Annotated in this window: 16 protein-coding genes; 3 read left to right on the forward strand and 13 right to left on the reverse strand. The window is 65.4% G+C overall.

The window, feature by feature from the left end; translation table 11 throughout:
• Positions 1 to 20: 20 nt before the first annotated feature.
• The 8 genes from ftsL to R9X41_RS19175 form a co-directional block, all read right to left on the reverse strand.
• Complete coding sequence (gene ftsL / locus R9X41_RS19140; protein WP_318632027.1) at positions 21 to 326, reverse strand: cell division protein FtsL; 306 nt, start codon at positions 324 to 326, stop codon at positions 21 to 23.
• On the reverse strand, positions 323 to 1,240 hold the full coding sequence (rsmH, locus tag R9X41_RS19145; protein ID WP_318632028.1) for a 16S rRNA (cytosine(1402)-N(4))-methyltransferase RsmH: 918 nt from the start codon (positions 1,238 to 1,240) through the stop codon (positions 323 to 325). The genes ftsL and rsmH overlap by 4 nt, the downstream gene beginning before the upstream one ends.
• A gap of 2 nt (positions 1,241 to 1,242) precedes the next feature.
• Positions 1,243 to 1,671, reverse strand: a complete 429-nt coding sequence (gene mraZ, locus R9X41_RS19150) for a division/cell wall cluster transcriptional repressor MraZ (RefSeq protein WP_318632029.1) — start codon at positions 1,669 to 1,671, stop codon at positions 1,243 to 1,245.
• Positions 1,672 to 2,010: 339 nt separating this feature from the next.
• Positions 2,011 to 3,357, reverse strand: a complete 1,347-nt coding sequence (hslU, locus tag R9X41_RS19155) for an ATP-dependent protease ATPase subunit HslU (protein WP_412556629.1) — start codon at positions 3,355 to 3,357, stop codon at positions 2,011 to 2,013.
• 337 nt (positions 3,358 to 3,694) lie between these two features.
• Complete coding sequence (hslV, locus tag R9X41_RS19160; RefSeq protein ID WP_318632031.1) at positions 3,695 to 4,261, reverse strand: ATP-dependent protease subunit HslV; 567 nt, start codon at positions 4,259 to 4,261, stop codon at positions 3,695 to 3,697.
• A 67-nt stretch (positions 4,262 to 4,328) separates the two neighbouring features.
• On the reverse strand, positions 4,329 to 6,158 hold the full coding sequence (locus R9X41_RS19165) for an STAS domain-containing protein (RefSeq protein ID WP_318632032.1): 1,830 nt from the start codon (positions 6,156 to 6,158) through the stop codon (positions 4,329 to 4,331).
• 19 nt (positions 6,159 to 6,177) lie between these two features.
• Positions 6,178 to 6,660: an RNA polymerase-binding protein DksA gene (gene dksA, locus R9X41_RS19170; RefSeq protein ID WP_318632033.1), complete on the reverse strand. Its 483-nt coding sequence runs from the start codon at positions 6,658 to 6,660 to the stop codon at positions 6,178 to 6,180.
• A 300-nt stretch (positions 6,661 to 6,960) separates the two neighbouring features.
• Positions 6,961 to 8,019, reverse strand: coding sequence for a CobW family GTP-binding protein (locus tag R9X41_RS19175; protein ID WP_318632034.1), 1,059 nt, complete (start codon positions 8,017 to 8,019; stop codon positions 6,961 to 6,963).
• 571 nt (positions 8,020 to 8,590) lie between these two features.
• On the opposite strand from R9X41_RS19175, the gene R9X41_RS19180 reads away from it, so the two are divergent.
• The gene (locus tag R9X41_RS19180) at positions 8,591 to 9,307 is read left to right on the forward strand and encodes an ankyrin repeat domain-containing protein (RefSeq protein WP_318632035.1); all 717 of its coding nucleotides are present in this window, start codon (positions 8,591 to 8,593) and stop codon (positions 9,305 to 9,307) included.
• Positions 9,308 to 9,313: 6 nt separating this feature from the next.
• On the opposite strand, the gene R9X41_RS19185 is transcribed toward R9X41_RS19180, so the two are convergent.
• Positions 9,314 to 10,516 (reverse strand): class I SAM-dependent rRNA methyltransferase, encoded by a 1,203-nt coding sequence (locus tag R9X41_RS19185; RefSeq protein WP_318632036.1) that lies wholly within the window; start codon positions 10,514 to 10,516, stop codon positions 9,314 to 9,316.
• Positions 10,517 to 10,606: 90 nt separating this feature from the next.
• Between R9X41_RS19185 and R9X41_RS19190 the strand changes: the two genes are divergently transcribed.
• The gene (locus R9X41_RS19190) at positions 10,607 to 11,806 is read left to right on the forward strand and encodes an AAA family ATPase (protein WP_318632037.1); all 1,200 of its coding nucleotides are present in this window, start codon (positions 10,607 to 10,609) and stop codon (positions 11,804 to 11,806) included.
• A complete protein-coding gene (locus tag R9X41_RS19195; RefSeq protein WP_318632038.1) occupies positions 11,803 to 12,411 on the forward strand; it encodes a DUF4276 family protein in 609 nt (202 codons plus the stop codon). The genes R9X41_RS19190 and R9X41_RS19195 overlap by 4 nt, the downstream gene beginning before the upstream one ends.
• On the opposite strand, the gene R9X41_RS19200 is transcribed toward R9X41_RS19195, so the two are convergent.
• Genes R9X41_RS19200 through R9X41_RS19215 form a run of 4 tightly spaced genes read right to left on the reverse strand, consistent with a single transcriptional unit; the run spans position 12,408 to position 15,534 of the window.
• Positions 12,408 to 13,403: a tyrosine recombinase XerC gene (locus tag R9X41_RS19200; protein WP_318632039.1), complete on the reverse strand. Its 996-nt coding sequence runs from the start codon at positions 13,401 to 13,403 to the stop codon at positions 12,408 to 12,410. The two genes, R9X41_RS19195 and R9X41_RS19200, sit on opposite strands and share 4 nt — an antisense overlap.
• A gap of 1 nt (position 13,404) precedes the next feature.
• Positions 13,405 to 14,115 (reverse strand): DUF484 family protein, encoded by a 711-nt coding sequence (locus R9X41_RS19205; protein WP_318632040.1) that lies wholly within the window; start codon positions 14,113 to 14,115, stop codon positions 13,405 to 13,407.
• 7 nt (positions 14,116 to 14,122) lie between these two features.
• Positions 14,123 to 15,007: a diaminopimelate epimerase gene (dapF, locus tag R9X41_RS19210; RefSeq protein WP_318632041.1), complete on the reverse strand. Its 885-nt coding sequence runs from the start codon at positions 15,005 to 15,007 to the stop codon at positions 14,123 to 14,125.
• Between the two features lie 35 nt (positions 15,008 to 15,042).
• Positions 15,043 to 15,534, reverse strand: coding sequence for a hypothetical protein (locus tag R9X41_RS19215; RefSeq protein WP_318632042.1), 492 nt, complete (start codon positions 15,532 to 15,534; stop codon positions 15,043 to 15,045).
• Positions 15,535 to 15,553 lie beyond the last annotated feature (19 nt).

Genomic DNA, 15,553 nt, shown 5'->3' on the forward strand with positions numbered 1-15,553 from the left:
CGAAAGCTCCAGGCAGGCGTTCATCGCGTGGTCCCCGTCTCGCCAGCGCCGGCTGCCGTGTTGGCGGCATAGGGCACGTACAACGTGATGGCCGGCGTGGTGTTGCGCATCTGCAGCTTGTCGCGGGCGAGCTTTTCCACCCGCAGCGGCGTGGCCTGGGCGCGCTTCTCGACCTCGAGCCGGTCGCGTTCCACTTCCAGGCGGTGCGCCTCGGCGGTGGCGCGCTCCATTTCGGTGAAGAGCTTGCGCGACTCGTACTGCACATGCACCAGGTACAGGGCGCTGGCCATGACGGCCATCAGCAGCACGATGGACAGACGCGTCATGCCGACACCTCGGTGCGCTCGGCCACGCGCAGCATGGCGCTGCGCGAACGGGGGTTGGCACTGACCTCGGCCGCGCTCGGTTTACTGCGGCCCAGCGCCACCAGGCGCATCGGCTGCGGCGGCGCGAACGGTGCCCGGCGGTCGTAGACCTCCTTGGACTGCTGCGCGATGAAGGTCTTGACGATGCGGTCTTCGAGCGAATGGAAGCTGATCACCGACAGCCGCCCGCCCGGACGCAACACCGACAGGCTGGCGTTCAGGGCCTGCTGAAGCTCTTCGAGCTCGGCGTTGATGAAAATCCGAAGAGCCTGAAAGGTGCGCGTGGCGGGGTTCTGCCCCTGCTCGCGGGTCTTGACCGCGCCAGCCACGAGCTCGGCCAGCTCGGCAGTGGTCGTGAGAGGGCCCCGTTCCTGTCGGCGAGCAACAATCGCCTTCGCAATGGGGCCAGCAAACCGTTCTTCGCCGTAGTCACGTATCACCTCCGCGATCTGCTGCGTTTCGGCCGCAGCCAGCCAGTCGGCCACGCTCTCGCCGCGCGTGGGATCCATGCGCATGTCGAGCGGACCGTCGAAACGAAAAGAAAAACCCCGTGCGGGGTTATCGATCTGGGGGGAGCTGACACCGAGGTCCATCAGGACCCCGGCGGCGCTGCCCGGAGGCAGCTCCCCCAACTGGGCAAAGCCCTCGTGCCGGATCGAGAAGCGCTCGTCGCCGATCGCGCTGGCGGCGGCGATGGCCTCCGGATCCTTGTCGAAGGCGATCAGCCGGCCGGCCGGCGAGAGCCGCGACAAAATGAGCCGGCTGTGGCCGCCGCGCCCGAAGGTGGCGTCGACATAGGTGCCGTCCGGATCCTGGACCAAGGCGTCGACCGCCTCGTTCAGCATGACGGTCGTGTGGAGAGCAGCGGTCGTCATGATCAGAAGGAGAAGTCCTGGAAGGCGTCAGGCATCTCGCCCTTCATGGCTTCGGCTTCCTGGGCGTCGTAGCTCGTCTTGTCCCAGAGTTCGAAATGGTTGCCCATGCCCAGCAAAACGCAGTCTTTGGCCAGACCTGCGGCTGCACGCAGTTCCGGCGACACCAGCACGCGGCCGGTGCCATCCATCTCCACATCCATCGCGTTACCGAGAAAAATGCGCTTCCACCACTGGGCGGACATGGGCAACTGGGCAATACGCTCGCGGAACTTCTCCCATTCAGGGCGCGGGAACACCATCAGGCAGCCATGCGGATGCTTGGTGATGGTGAGCTGACCGGAAGCGGTCGCGCCCAGGACGTCGCGGTGACGCGTCGGGACGGACAAGCGCCCCTTGGCATCGAGACTCAGCGACGAGGCCCCTTGGAACACGGCGAAAAACCCTCCGGGAGATGAGCAATGCAGCTTGCTGGAAGTGCGGGTGGGGCGCCTGGCCGGGCACTTTTTCCCACCGAATTGCACTTTTTTGCACTGTAGCAGGATTCAGCGCACCGGAAGATCCGTTCGGTCCAACTTTCACAATGAAATCAACGACTTAGACACGACTCACGAAAGTGTGACCAAGGGAAAAACCTTCTAGATGAAGCACTTAGCCATCCAATTCAAAGTGAATCTTGAGGCGATGGCTCACATGTAACAGTGCCGGCAACGAACAAAAATTCGTTGCCGGCACACGGCGTCTGTAACCGGCGTTTCCACCGGTGCGACCTATCAGAGGATGAAGCGCGACAGATCTTCGTTGCGGCTGAGCTCGCCCAGACGGGCGTCCACATAGGCGGCATCGACCGTCAGCGTCTGCCCCGCGAGGTTGGCGGCGTCGAAACTCGCCTCGTCGAGCAGGCGCTCCATCACCGTGGCCAGTCGCCGGGCGCCGATGTCCTCGGTGCGCTCGTTCACTTCGTAGGCGATGGCGGCCAGCCGGGTGATGCCTTCGGGGGTGAACTCCACCTGCACGCCTTCGGTCGCCATGAGCGCCTGGTACTGGCGTACCAGCGACGCATGCGTCTGAACCAGGATGGCCTCGAAATCCAGGGCGGAGAGCGATTGCAGCTCGACCCGGATCGGGAAACGCCCCTGCAGCTCGGGAATCAGGTCGCTGGGCTTGGCCAGGTGGAAGGCGCCCGAGGCGATGAACAGCATGTGGTCGGTCTTGACGATGCCGTACTTGGTGGTCACCGAAGTGCCTTCCACCAGCGGCAGCAGGTCGCGCTGCACACCCTGCCGCGAGATCTCGGCGGTGCTGCCACCGCCCTCGCTGCGCGAGGCGACCTTGTCGATCTCGTCGATGAACACGATGCCGTTCTGCTCGGCGTTGCTCACGGCCCGGGCGCGGGTCTCTTCCTCGTTGACCAGCTTGCCGGCCTCCTCGTCGGTCAGCAGCCGCAGGGCCTCGGCGATCTTCAGCCGGCGCGTCTTCCGCCGTCCGCCCATCTGCCCGAACATGCCGCGCAATTGCTCGGCCATGCCTTCCATGCCCGGCGGGCCGACCACGTCGACCGGCGGCGGTGCCTCGGCCAGGTCGAGCTCGATTTCCTTGTCGTCGAGCTGGCCTTCGCGCAGCTTCTTGCGGAACGCCTGGCGGGCGGTGCTCTCGGGCGCGGGCGCGGCGATGGCGAGCGCGCCCTCCTCCGCGGCGGCACCGGTGGGGCGCGCCGGCGGCAGCAGGATGTCGAGCACCCGGTCCTCGGCGGCGTCGACGGCGCGTTCGCGGTGCAGCTTCATCTCGGCCTCGCGGGTCTGCTTGACCGCCACTTCGACCAGGTCGCGCACGATGGTGTCGACGTCCTTGCCCACGTAGCCGACCTCGGTGAACTTGGTCGCCTCCACCTTGATGAACGGCGCGTCCGCCAGCCGCGCCAGCCGCCGCGCGATCTCGGTCTTGCCCACGCCGGTCGGCCCGATCATCAGGATGTTCTTGGGCGTGATCTCGTGGCGCAACTTCTCGTCGACCTGCTGCCGCCGCCAGCGGTTGCGCAAGGCGATCGCCACCGCCCGCTTGGCCTCGCGCTGGCCAACGATGTGTCGATCGAGTTCGGAGACGATCTCCTGGGGGGTCATGGAAAACGACATATCAAATCCGTACAAATGGGACGCACTCAAAAAACAGGGCAATGCGCAGCGAGCCGATCAATCCAGGACGCCGCCGACCGGCTTTGCCGGTTGGTCAGCGTTGCCCCCGGGACGGGGGTTGGCGATCACACGAAGTGAATAGCCTGGGGGTCAGTCAAGCCTTCCGGTTGGCCAGCGTTGCCCCCGGGACGGGGGTTGGCGATCACACGAAGTGAATAGCCTGGGGGTCAGTCAAGCCTTCCGGTTGGCCAGCGTTGCCCCCGGGACGGGGGTTGGCGATTACACGAAGTGAATAGCCTGGGGTCAGCCATAGCCAGCCTGGGGGTTAGCTCAAGGTCTCTATGGTGTGGGACATGTTGGTGTAGATACACAGGCTGCCCGCGATCTCCAGCGACTTCTTCACCACCACGTCGGCGGGCAGGTCGGTGTTGTCGATCAGCGCCTTGGCCGCCGAATGCGCATACGCCCCGCCGGACCCGATCGCAACGATGCCCTGCTCCGGCTCCAGCACGTCGCCGTTGCCGGTGATGATCAGCGAAGTAGTGCGATCGGCCACCGCCAGCATGGCTTCCAGGCGGCGCAGCACCCGGTCGGTGCGCCATTCCTTGGTGAGCTCGATGGCGGCACGTGCCAACTGGCCCTGGTGCTTTTCCAGCTTGGCCTCAAAGCGCTCGAACAGGGTGAAGGCATCGGCGGTGGCGCCGGCGAATCCGGCCAGCACCTTCTCGTGGTGCAGCTTGCGCACCTTGCGCGCGGTGCCCTTGATGACGATGTTGCCCAGGGTCACCTGGCCGTCTCCGCCGATGGCGACCTGCCAGCCCTCGGGAGTCTGGCGGCGGACGCTGAGAATGGTGGTGCCGTGAAACACGGCGCTGTCGCTCGAATGATCCATAGCGGCGAAAACTGGGGACGGCAGGCCGTATTTCAATGCCCGGCGCACCCGCCGCTTGCTTCCGGTTTCAATCCGGCCGGACGTAGACCCGCGCGTATTCGTTGATGCCGGTCACATTGAAGAAGATGCCCGCCAGCCGGTGGAGATGGCGAAACTCCACCGCCAGCCCTTCGGCGTGCCGGGCCGCGGCCCAGCCGAGCACCGAGCCGGCGGCCACGAAGTCGAGCCGCACCAGCCGCGAGCAGTCGATGGCCAGCAGTTCGTCGCGATCCATCGGCGCCATCAGGAGCTGCCGCTCCCGTGCCTCGCCCACCCGCGCCAGCACGGAAGCGATGTCGCTGCCGATCTCGCCGACGAGTTCGGGCAGGGGCGGAGGCTGCGGCGCATCGTCGTCGGCAAATGCCACCGACGCGTGGTCGAACGCAGGCTGCATTCCGCCCTGCAGCACCTGGCAGATACAGCGGGGCTCCTGCCAGGCCGGCGGCGACACCTCGTAGGTGATGCAGTAGTCCAGCGCGGCCTCTTCGTAATCGTCGATCCGGCCCATCAGCCGCAGCGCCTCCATGCGCAGCCGCCACCAGTCGGCCTCGGCATCGGCGGCACCGGTGAGCGTGCGGGACTCCAGTGCGGCGAGCAGGCGGTCGGAGCCCTCGAAGCAGAGATGCACCTCCGCCAGGCTCCACGCATGGAAAGCCTCCAGCAGCGGCGCCACCGCGTCGTATTCGAAACCTTCCAGGCCGGACCAGTCCAGCCACCAGGCGCCGGGCGCCGTCGCGGCACCGGTGGTGAGCAGCGAGACTGCATGCGCGCCGACGAGCGCGGGGCTGTGCCAATGAAAATCGCCCGTGCCCTCGACCAAGCCTTCGGCCGGCGGCAGGGCGTCGGGCGCCAGCGACACCCAGGCCGGTGGCGAACGGCCGAAACGCTCGGCGTATTCGATGGCGGACGCTTCGAAGGCCTCGCGACGCCCGAGCGCGCGGTAGAGGTCGAACAAAGCGAACCAGTATTCCAGCAGCGATGCGCCTTCGGTCGACGCGGGGCTGTCGATGAGGTGGCGGATGTGCAGCTGGGCGGCCATGGCGTCGCCGTTGGCGAACTCGATGGCGGCCTCCTCCAGCTGCGGGTCGTGCACGAAACCAGGCAGTGCGGGCTGCGGCCCAGGCAGCGGTCCCGGGCCGGTCGCCACGAGCTGCGGAATCATGGTGTCGGCCGGCTCGCCCGCTGCCGCACCGGGCAGCTCCATGTCAGGCAACTCCAGATCGGGCAATTCCAGGTCGGGCTGCACGGGTGGCACCGGGGCGCGGCGGGTGATCTGTACCTGCGCAGAACCGGTGGTGGTGATGAAACCGGTCGACGGCCGGGGCCCTGGCGGCCCGATATCCAGCGTGGAGTGACCCGGCAGCGGAACGTGGCGGGTCGCCGCCTGCGAATCGCCCGGACGCCGGCTCTCGCCACCGGGCGGACGGCTGTTCGGCAGCAGATCGACCGGCTCGGCAGGGCGGGTCTTCCACCACTGCCGCGACATCTGCTCCTCGATCTCGTTGATCTTGCGCACGGTCATCGCGCGCTCTTCGGGGTCGTGGTCCGGTGCGGTGTCGAGGAACTCGGTGCCTTCAGATTCGGCCGCCTCGTCTTCCTCGTCGGCGTCGGCCGGCACCGGAACATGGACCGCCGCGAGGCGTCGCATGCGCCGCAGCTGGTCGAACTCGCGTTGCCGCACCAGGTCGTTGCGGCGGCGGCGCTCCATCAGTTCACGCAGGAGCTGGCGACCCTTGCCGGAATCCTGGTCGAGTTCGGATTCGCTTTCAGACGTGGTCGGGCCACCCTGGCCCGATCCGGCGGGAAGCACCAGGCGCACCATCCGGCGGAGGATTCCGGTGGGCCGGTCCTTGCGCATGGTGTGCCGGCGCCGAGGATCAGTCCCCGAACATCTTCTGCTTGAGCTCGCGGCGCTGTTGCGCTTCCAGCGAAAGCGTGGCGGTCGGGCGGGCCAGCAGGCGGCCGACGCCGATCGGCTCGCCGGTCTCGTCGCAGTAGCCGTAATCGCCGGCGTCGATGCGGGCGATGGACTGCTCGATCTTCTTGAGCAGCTTGCGTTCGCGATCGCGGGTACGCAGTTCGAGGGCGTGTTCTTCCTCGATGGTGGCGCGGTCGGCCGGATCGGGAACGACCACCGTGTCTTCACGGAGGTGTTCGGTGGTTTCACCGGCGTTGGCCAGCATGTCCTGCTTGAGCACGACGAGCTTGTGGCGGAAGAACGCCAGCTGCTTCTCGTTCATGTACTCGGCATCGGGCATGGCGATGACTTCGGCGTCGGTCAGGGCATCACCCGACTTGCTCTTCCAGTTTTGGGCAAGCTTCGGGTCTTTCTTCACGGGGGCAGGAACGATGGAAGGCATGGTCTTGGAAGGGCTGACGACAGACGGTCGGAACCGCCACGATGGGCGGTGCCGGAGATGTTAGGGGCTTCCGGCCCGGGCGGGAAGCCGGCAAGTCGCCGTGGGGCGTGTCGGACTGCACCTGAACGGTGCCGATCCGGGGAAAACGAAGCCTTTGCCGGGGGGCGAAGCTTCGGGGTCCTGGCTCGACTTGGCGTTCATGCGCGGCCTCCTTGCGGTCAGGCGTGGTCCCGGCCGGGGACGTACCGGCAGTTTGCCGGCGCGCGATTGTATAGGCTCAAATCGCGCGGCTGCGCACCATCAGACCAGGCATTGCTGCAGTCCCTGCAGAAAGATGTCGTTGGGCAGGTCGATGCCGATGAAGACCATCTTGCTGTTGCGCGTTTCGCCTTCGGCCCAGGCCGGACCGAGGTCGCTGCCCATCAGCTGGTGCACGCCCTGAAAAATCACCTTGCGGTCGGTGCCCTGCATGTGGAGCACGCCCTTGTAGCGCAGCATGCGAGGGCCGTAGATGTTGACGATGGCGCCGAGAAAATCCTCGAGCTTGGCGGGGTCGAAGGCGCGCTCGGACTTGAAGGCGAAGCTCTTCACGTCGTCGTCATGGGCATGGTGGTGGCCGTGCTCGCCATGGGCGTGCGAGGGATGGTCGCAGTGCTCGCCGTGCGCATGGTCGTGGTCGTGGTGATCGTGGCCGTGGTCGTCTTCCTTGAGGAAGTCCGGGTCGATGTCGAGCGTGGCGTTGAGGTTGAAGCCGCGCAGGTCGAGCACGTTGGCCAGGGGCACGTCGCCGAAGTTCACCTTCTGGATCGGCGCGCGCGGGTTCATGTGCTTGAGCCGGTGGATCAGCGCGTCGGTCTCGTCGGCGGCGACCAGGTCGCTTTTGCTGATGAAGAGCTGGTCGGCAAAGCCCACCTGGCGGCGCGCCTCCTGGCGGTCGTCGAGCTGCTGCGGAGCGTGCTTGGCGTCGACCAGCGTGAGGATGGAATCGAGCAGATAGCTCTCGGCGATCTCCTCGTCCATGAAGAAGGTCTGCGCGACCGGGCCGGGGTCGGCCAGGCCGGTGGTCTCGATGACGACGCGGTCGAAGTCGAGCAGACCCTTGCGCTTCTTGGCAGCCAGCAGCTGCAGCGCCTCGCGCAGGTCTTCGCGGATGGTGCAGCAGACGCAGCCATTGCTCATCTGCACGATCTGCTCCTTGGACTCGGTGACCAGGATGTCGTTGTCGATGTTCTCCTCGCCGAACTCGTTCTCGATCACGGCGATCTTCATGCCGTGGTTTTCGGACAGCAGGCGCTTGAGCAGCGTGGTCTTGCCCGAGCCGAGAAAGCCGGTGAGGATGGTGGCGGGGATGAGGCTCATGGAATCGGGTCCCTGGGGCTGGTGCAGCCGTGCAATGGAAGGCAAACCAGCAGTTTAGCGAGGCCGTCAAGCCCCGGTCGGCGCCGGTTTTTCTTTGCGGTCCCGCGCGGCTTCGCTACCGGGTAGATCGTTTCTCGGCAAGCGACACGCTCGGCACCCGCCTGTCTAGATTGGGCGGCTCGCCCGGGCCTGCCGGCCCGCCGATTCTGTCGACACCGCAGCGCCGACCATGCACCAGCCCCTCACCCGTCGCCACTCCGCTGGTTCGATCGAACACCTCCTCCTGCGCACCAGGCCCGACACTGCCCCGCGCGGTGTTTCACACCCAACCGCGCCGGTCCCCACCACCCGAACGCAAGAGCCGGCGAACGAGGTGGCCTCGCCGCTCGGCCCACTCGTGCAGACGCCCTGCGCAGCGGCCGGCCCGAACGATTTCACCGCCGGCCCGGACACCACCGAAAGCGCCCCCCTTCTCGACGTCGATCAGGCGGTATCGACGCAAGCCCTTGACCAGGTGCACGGGGCAATACGGCCCCCGCTGACCCTCGCCCAGTCAAACCTGTTCGAGACCTTGAAAAAAAGCATCGAACGCGGCGAAGCCAACTTCCGCCACACCTTGCAATCGATGACCCAGACCGATGCCGAGGCGGTGCTCACCGCAGGCGGGCTCAATCAGACACCCATGGTCTGGCATCTGATGAACAGTCTCGATCGCAACGCCTCGCGCATGCTGCAGCAGGCGCTGGAGACATGTCCGGCCGCGGTGACCGCACACACCTTCGATGGCCAGGTGGCGCTGCACGTCGCGGCGAGCCACGCCGATGCCGAGGCACTCGCCCTGATCCTGCAACGCACGCGCCAGGTCGATGTGCGCGACGGCGAGGGTGGCTATCCCTTGTACGAACTGGCCCGACGGGCCCGGTACCTGGACGGCGACGAAGTCATCGAATGCGTCAAGCTGCTGACCGAGGCCGGCGCCGACTGGACGCTCACCACCGGCGGCCAGCGCGACGCGGCCGGTGCATGCGCGCACGACAAGTACCTCTGCAATCTCGTCATGGGCCTGCCCTCCTACACCACCTGCCTGCTGGAAGTCCTGCAGGCGAACCCCAAGCTCAAGCCGGCCGACGTGCTGCGCCTGAAGGATGCCGACCTGCCCCCGACCCGCATGAACCTGATCGACCTCGAACGCACGAAACGCGGCCTGTGGCCGATCTACCAGGCCGATCGCGACAACGTCGAAGACCAGCGCCGCTGCCGCGCCCTGGTGGCCAGGCGCAGCCGCTAGCCGCGGTCAGCCCCGCCGCAGCACGACCAGCCCCTTGAGGTATTCGCCCTCGGGGAAGGTCAGCGTCATGGGGTGATCGGGCGCGCCGGCCAGGCGCTGGATGACGTAGCCGTCGACACCGGCATCGGCGCCGGCCGAGGCGACGATCTTGTGGAACAGCTCCGGCGGCACCCCGCCCGAGCATGAATAGGTGAACAGCACACCACCCGGCGCCAGCAGCTTGAGCGCCAGCCGGTTGATGTCCTTGTAGGCGCGCGCGGCCCGCTCGGCATGTGCCGAGGTGGGGGCGAACTTGGGCGGGTCGAGCACGATGGCGTCGAACACCCGGCCCTCCTGGCCGAAGCGGCGCAGGCTGGCGTTGACGTCGGCGTCGAGAAACTCGCAGCCGGCGTCGTCGAGACCGTTCAGGCGCAGGTTCTCGCGCGCCTGTTCCAGCGCGGGGCCGGAGGAATCGATGGTCACGACTTCGCCGCCCTGCACCCCGGCGGCCCCTTGCCCGACGAGCGCCGCCACGGTGAAGCCGCCGGTATAGCTGTAGCAGTTGAGCACCCGGCGCGAACCCAGGCGCTGCACCGTATCGGCAAAGGCCTTGCGGCTGTCGCGCTGGTCGAGGTAGTAACCGGTCTTGTGGCCGGTGGCGATGTCCAGGCCGAGGCGCCAGCCGTGCTCCTGCAGCACCAGCGCCGTGGGGCCGTCGCCGCGCAGCCAGCCGGTGGCCTCGGGCAGGCCTTCGAGGCCGCGCGCGCTGGCGTCGGAGCGTTCGTAGAGCTTCTGCAGGCCGGTTGCGGCCAGCAGGGCGTCGGCGAGCACGACCTTCCAACGCTCGGAGCCGGCGCTGCCGAATTGGGCGACCAGGGTGTCGCCGTAGCGGTCGACGATGAGGCCCGGCAGGCCGTCGGACTCGCCGTGCACCAGGCGCACGCCGTCGCTGTCGATGGCCAGGTGGCGGCGCATGTCGACGGCCGCCTGCACCCGCGCGGCGAAGAAGGCGGCGTCGATGCGATCGGTCTCCACGAAGCTCCAGACCCGCGCACGGATGCGCGAGGCCGGGCTGAAGGCGGCCCAGCCGAGAAAGCGGCCGTCGTGGGCTTCCACCCGCACGGTTTCGCCGCTGTCGGCACCGCCGCGGGCGATGGCCGATTCGAAGATCCAGGGATGACGGCGCAGCAGGGAGCGCTCCTTGCCGTCGCGCAGTTTCAGAGTTTTCATGAGCTCAATGTTGCCTGACGCCATAACAGATTGCGCGTAGACCATGAGAAACTCCACCAAATAGTCGCAAGGACGAGGAAAGGCGCACAGGTGGATCCAATTTTTATTACGCGGGTCATTTTGCGAAATTTTAGGAGCATCGGCTACTGCGATGTTCAACTGGGCCCTCTAACCTATTTGGTGGGCGCAAATGGTTCGGGAAAAAGCAATTTTCTTGACGCACTTCATTTGATTAGTGACGCACTCACAGGATCTCTTGACAATGCGCTAAATATGCGTGGAGGCATATCGGAAGTGCGACGAAGGTCAAATGGTCATCCTACACATTTCGGAATAAGACTTGAGTTTCTTATTGAAGAAAATCGCGGCTATTACGCTTTCGAAATTGGTACACGCCAAGGTGGCGGACACGAAGTTCAATCCGAAGAATGTGTGATTAAAGGCGTCGGAAAAGGTCCTTTTTTTCGAGTAAACCGCGGAAAATTAATCAAAAGTAGCGAGAATTCTTTCCCAGTAACGACCCCGGACCGACTCGCACTCGTCGCAGCCTCCGGCCTTGCCTCGTTTCGCCCTCTATATGACAAGCTGACTGCAATGGGTTTTTACAATCTTAATCCAAAACTAATGCGAGAAATGCAAAACCCGCAGGATGGACGACTTCTAAAATCAGTCGGCGAGAACATTGCAAGCGTTATCGGTCATCTGGAAAAAAGTGCTCCCGAAGCCATTCGTACAATCCAGGAGTACCTTCAAACCGTCGCACCGATGGTTCATGCAGTCGAGAGAAAAAAGGTCGGCCCGATGGAAACCCTTGAGTTTCGCCAAGACATGGCCGGATCAAAACACCCTTGGCGTTTTTTTGCGCAAAACATGTCTGACGGCACATTGCGAGCACTTGGCGTATTAACAGCTTTGTTTCAAGCCAATCAAGACTATGCACCTACGTTAATCGGCGTTGAGGAACCTGAGACAGCGCTGCATCCGGCCGCTAGTGGTGCACTGAGAGAGGCCTTGGTCCGCGCGTCCCAACGCACGCAAATCATTGTGACAAGCCATAGCCCTGATTTGCTAGACGATCAAAACTTAAAATCGGAATCTTTACTTGCTATTGTTTCTGAGGGTGGCGAAACTAAAATTGCTCCTCTTGATGAAGCTTCACGAACATCGATGCGAGAGCACCTATTTTCTGCCGGAGAATTACTTAGACTAAACCAGCTTGCGCCTGATCGAAATATTTTAAATTCTCAAGAAGGAAAACAAGCCGAGTTGTTTGGAAAAGCACTGGCATGATTACCGTCGTACCCATAGTTGAAGGTGACGGAGAAGTAATTGCACTTCCCATTTTATTACGCAGAATTAGCGATAAATTAACGCCAGAAATTTCAGCACTAATCTCACCACCCATCAGAGTGCAAAAAGATCGATTTCTAAACAAACCTTTAGAATTTCGAAGGCATTTATTATTAGCCGGAGCAAAAGCAGGCGGAAATGGTTGGATTCTGATTTTACTTGATGCTGACGACGATTGCCCGGTCAAACGCGGCGCCGAAATAGCAAGCATGGCGAGCAACATCCTGAGGCATCGCTCAATATCAGTTGTAATGGCCAATCGTGAATATGAAGCATGGTTTATTGCCGCAGCAAAATCGCTAGACGGCCATAGAAACTTTATACTCCAACGCAATCAAATTCCGGCTGATCCAGATAGACCTAGAAATGCAAAGGGCTGGCTCGCTCAACAAATGGGAGGCCGTGGATATAACGAAACAACTGATCAGCCCGCTTTTAGTGCGCGACTTAATCTTGATGAAGCCATCAGTAGCAGTCGTTCATTCAGAAAATTGTGCGATGAATGGTCAAGACAGACCGTCAAATTTTACGCAAAACCAAATTAGTTTTTTCTGCGCGCGCGGGGGTGAGCGGCGTCGTAGATCTGCGCCAGGTGCTGGAAGTCGAGCCGGGTGTAGACCTGGGTCGTGGTGATGCTGGCGTGGCCGAGCAGTTCCTGCACCGCGCGCAGGTCGCCGCTGGACTGCAGGAGGTGGCTCGCGTAGGAGTGCCGCAGCATGTGCGGATGCACCGGGGCCGCCAGCCCGGCGGCGGCACTGCGGCTGCGCAGCCGCTGCCACACCGCCTGCGGGGTCAGCCGGGTGCCACGCCGGCCGGGAAACATCGCCGTCTGCCCGATGGCGTCCGCCGGCAGCGTGCTGGCGCGCACCGGCAGCCACAGCGCGACGGCCTCGGCCGCCTTGCCGGAAATGGGCACGCTGCGCCACTTGCGGCCCTTGCCGCGCACGTGGACCATGCCGTCCTGCAGATCGACCCAGCCCTGGCCGGCCTGCTGGCCGGCGGCCGAGGCGGCGGCGTCGAGCGCGACCAGTTCGCCCACGCGCAGGCCGCAGCCGTAGAACAGTTCCACCATGGCGGCGTCGCGCTGGTCGAGCCAGGCGTCTTCCTCGGACGTCGCTTCGTCTTGGGAGAAGTCGGCGAGCTGCGTGGCGTCGTCCACGCCCAGGGCCTTGGGCAGCGGCTTGGGCGCCTTGGGCGCTCGCACATCGACCACCGGGTTCCGGTCGATCAGGCCTTCGCGGCCCAGCCAGGCATAGAACCCGCGCCAGCCCGACAGCACCAGCGCGATGCCGCGCGCACTGCGGCCGGCGGCGTGCATCTGCGCGGCGAAGCGGCGGATATGCGCGTGGTGGGCGGCCTCGGGCGCCACGCCGGCGGCTTCGCAGGCGGCCAGGAGCTTCTGCAGGTCGATGCCGTAGAGCGTGACGGTGCGGTCGGCCAGGCGCTTCTCGAAGCGCACGTGGTCGAGGTAGCGCGCGACCAGCGGATGCGTCGGGCGGTCGACCGCCGGCTCGTCCTCGCGCGCGGGCTTGGGCATGTCAGTCGCGCAGGCGGGCCAGGGCGGCGCTGGCGACCGCCGCCATGCGCTGCAGGAATTCGGTGCCCATGCCGCTGTCGAAGCGGGCGATCTCGTTGGAGGCCAGCACCAGCAGGCCGAAGCAGGCGCCGTCTTCGGGCGTGCGCAGCGGCATCATCGCCAGCGATGCGGCCTCTTCCGGATCGTCGAGCAGGCGCACCGCGTCGAAGCCGCGGTTGGGGCCGCAATAGGGCTCGCCGAGCGATGCGGCAAAGGTGCGCAGGTCTTCACCCGGATCCTTGGCGAAGGCCGCCAGCCGGTGGCCCGGCGCCACATCCCACACCCGCAGCGCCGCCTGCGGCACGGCGAACTGTTCGCGCGCGGCTTCCACCGCGCGGGCCGGCAATTCGGCTGGATCGGAGGTGGCCGCCAGCACCAGCGACCAGCGCTGCAGCCGGTCGGCGATGGAGGCGTTCTCGTGGCCGTTGCGCACCATCTGCATCACGCGCTGCTCCAGCGCCTTGATCTTCTCGCGCAGCATCTCGGCCTGGCGTTCCAGCAGGCTGACCGCGCGGGCGCCGTGCGGGCTGGTCAGCTGGATGGCGGTGAGCACCTCGGCGTGGCGCTCAAAGAACTCGGGGTTGTTGACCAGGTAGTCGGCGATGTCGTCTTCGGTGATGGGTGGCACCGAGGCGGCGTCCGGCAGTTCCGGGTGGGTGGTGGAGATGGTCATGGTGGGTTCAGGGCGTAAGAGGCTCGTCGGGCACCTCGATGCTGCCTTCGAAGACGGTGACGGCGGGGCCGGTCATCAGGACCGGGCTGGTGCCTCCGGCCCAGGCGATGGTGAGCATGCCGCCGCGGGTCTGCACATGCACCCGCGCGTCGAGCAGGCCGAGGCGGATGCCGGCAACCACCGCCGCACAGGCGCCGGTGCCGCAGGCCAGGGTTTCGCCGGCGCCGCGCTCGTATACGCGCAGCCGCACGTTGGCGCGATCGATCACTTGCAGAAAGCCGGCGTTGACCCGCTGCGGAAATCGCGAATGGCGCTCGATGACGGGGCCGGCCTGGGCGACCGGTGCGGTGTCGACATCGTCGACCAGCCACACCGCGTGCGGATTGCCCATGGACAGCACGGCCACGCGCGCGACCGGATCGCCCGCCTCGCTGCCCAGGGCCAGCGGCCAGCGCTGCCAGCCGCCTTCGGCCTGCGCCGAGAGGCCGGCAGTGTCGAAGGGCACGAGCGCGGGCTCGAACACCGGCGCGCCCATGTCGACGGTGACCCGGCCGTCGGCGTCGAGCCGGGGCTCGATGACGCCGGAACGGGTTTGCACGCGGATCGCGTCGCGGTCGGTGAGGCCGTGTTCGCGCACGTAGCGCACGAAGCAGCGCGCGCCGTTGCCGCACTGCTCCACCTCGCCGCCGTCGGCGTTGAAGATGACGTACTCGAAATCGACACCCGGCGCGGGCGAAGGCCGCACCGACAGCACCTGGTCGGCGCCGACACCGAAGTGGCGGTCGGCCAAAAATCGAACCTGGCCTTCGGACAGGCCGAGCAGGCCGCGGGTTTCGTCGAGCACCACGAAATCGTTGCCGGCGCCCTGCATCTTGGTGAACGGGATCTGCATCCGGCGATTATCGTCGCGCGGTTTTGCCCCGCCGCTCAGCGGGGCTTGGCGAAATCGGCTTCCACCCAGCGCAGCGCGCTCGCCCGGTTGAGTTGAAAGCCGGGCGATACCGCGATGCTGGCCAGCGCCTCGCCGGCGGCGTCGACCGCGCTCAGGCGGGCGCTGGGGTTGTCCTCGTCGGGCTCGATGTCCAGGCTCACGGTCACGCGGCCGCCCGGCGCTTCCACGTCGATCTGCCGGTGCAGCGTGGCGTGCAGGTGCTGCTCGGCGCGACGGATGACTTCGTGCGCGGTCTTGACCAGGGTGTTGAAGGCGGCGGTGTCGAGCGGCTTGGGGTTCTTCTTGTCGCGGCCCATGGTCCAGGGCCCGACTAGCGCGGGTTCGGCATCGCCCGCCCGGTGCATCTCCACCGCCCAGCCGTCGTCGTCCTCGTTCTTGACGACGCGCGCGGTCCAGCCGTCGACCGACCAGAGGCGGGGTTCGCGGATGTCCGGGGTGTTTGGTGTGTCGTCTGCGTGCTCGTCCATGCGCTGCCGTCTTCTGCCA

Origin of the sequence: Xylophilus sp. GOD-11R (assembly GCF_033546935.1) — a bacterium.
Classification (GTDB): Bacteria; Pseudomonadota; Gammaproteobacteria; order Burkholderiales; family Burkholderiaceae_C; genus Xylophilus.

What these genes read in the sequence shown, in the direction of transcription:
- ftsL (WP_318632027.1), bottom strand. Translation starts at nt 326, where the DNA reads ATGACGCGTCTGTCCATCGTGCTGCTGATGGCCGTCATGGCCAGCGCC.
- rsmH (WP_318632028.1), bottom strand. Translation starts at nt 1,240, where the DNA reads ATGACGACCGCTGCTCTCCACACGACCGTCATGCTGAACGAGGCGGTC.
- hslU (WP_412556629.1), bottom strand. Translation starts at nt 3,357, where the DNA reads ATGACCCCCCAGGAGATCGTCTCCGAACTCGATCGACACATCGTTGGC.
- hslV (WP_318632031.1), bottom strand. Translation starts at nt 4,261, where the DNA reads ATGGATCATTCGAGCGACAGCGCCGTGTTTCACGGCACCACCATTCTC.
- R9X41_RS19165 (WP_318632032.1), bottom strand. Translation starts at nt 6,158, where the DNA reads ATGCGCAAGGACCGGCCCACCGGAATCCTCCGCCGGATGGTGCGCCTG.
- dksA (WP_318632033.1), bottom strand. Translation starts at nt 6,660, where the DNA reads ATGCCTTCCATCGTTCCTGCCCCCGTGAAGAAAGACCCGAAGCTTGCC.
- R9X41_RS19175 (WP_318632034.1), bottom strand. Translation starts at nt 8,019, where the DNA reads ATGAGCCTCATCCCCGCCACCATCCTCACCGGCTTTCTCGGCTCGGGC.
- R9X41_RS19185 (WP_318632036.1), bottom strand. Translation starts at nt 10,516, where the DNA reads ATGAAAACTCTGAAACTGCGCGACGGCAAGGAGCGCTCCCTGCTGCGC.
- R9X41_RS19195 (WP_318632038.1), top strand. Translation starts at nt 11,803, where the DNA reads ATGATTACCGTCGTACCCATAGTTGAAGGTGACGGAGAAGTAATTGCA.
- R9X41_RS19200 (WP_318632039.1), bottom strand. Translation starts at nt 13,403, where the DNA reads ATGCCCAAGCCCGCGCGCGAGGACGAGCCGGCGGTCGACCGCCCGACG.
- R9X41_RS19205 (WP_318632040.1), bottom strand. Translation starts at nt 14,115, where the DNA reads ATGACCATCTCCACCACCCACCCGGAACTGCCGGACGCCGCCTCGGTG.
- dapF (WP_318632041.1), bottom strand. Translation starts at nt 15,007, where the DNA reads ATGCAGATCCCGTTCACCAAGATGCAGGGCGCCGGCAACGATTTCGTG.
- R9X41_RS19215 (WP_318632042.1), bottom strand. Translation starts at nt 15,534, where the DNA reads ATGGACGAGCACGCAGACGACACACCAAACACCCCGGACATCCGCGAA.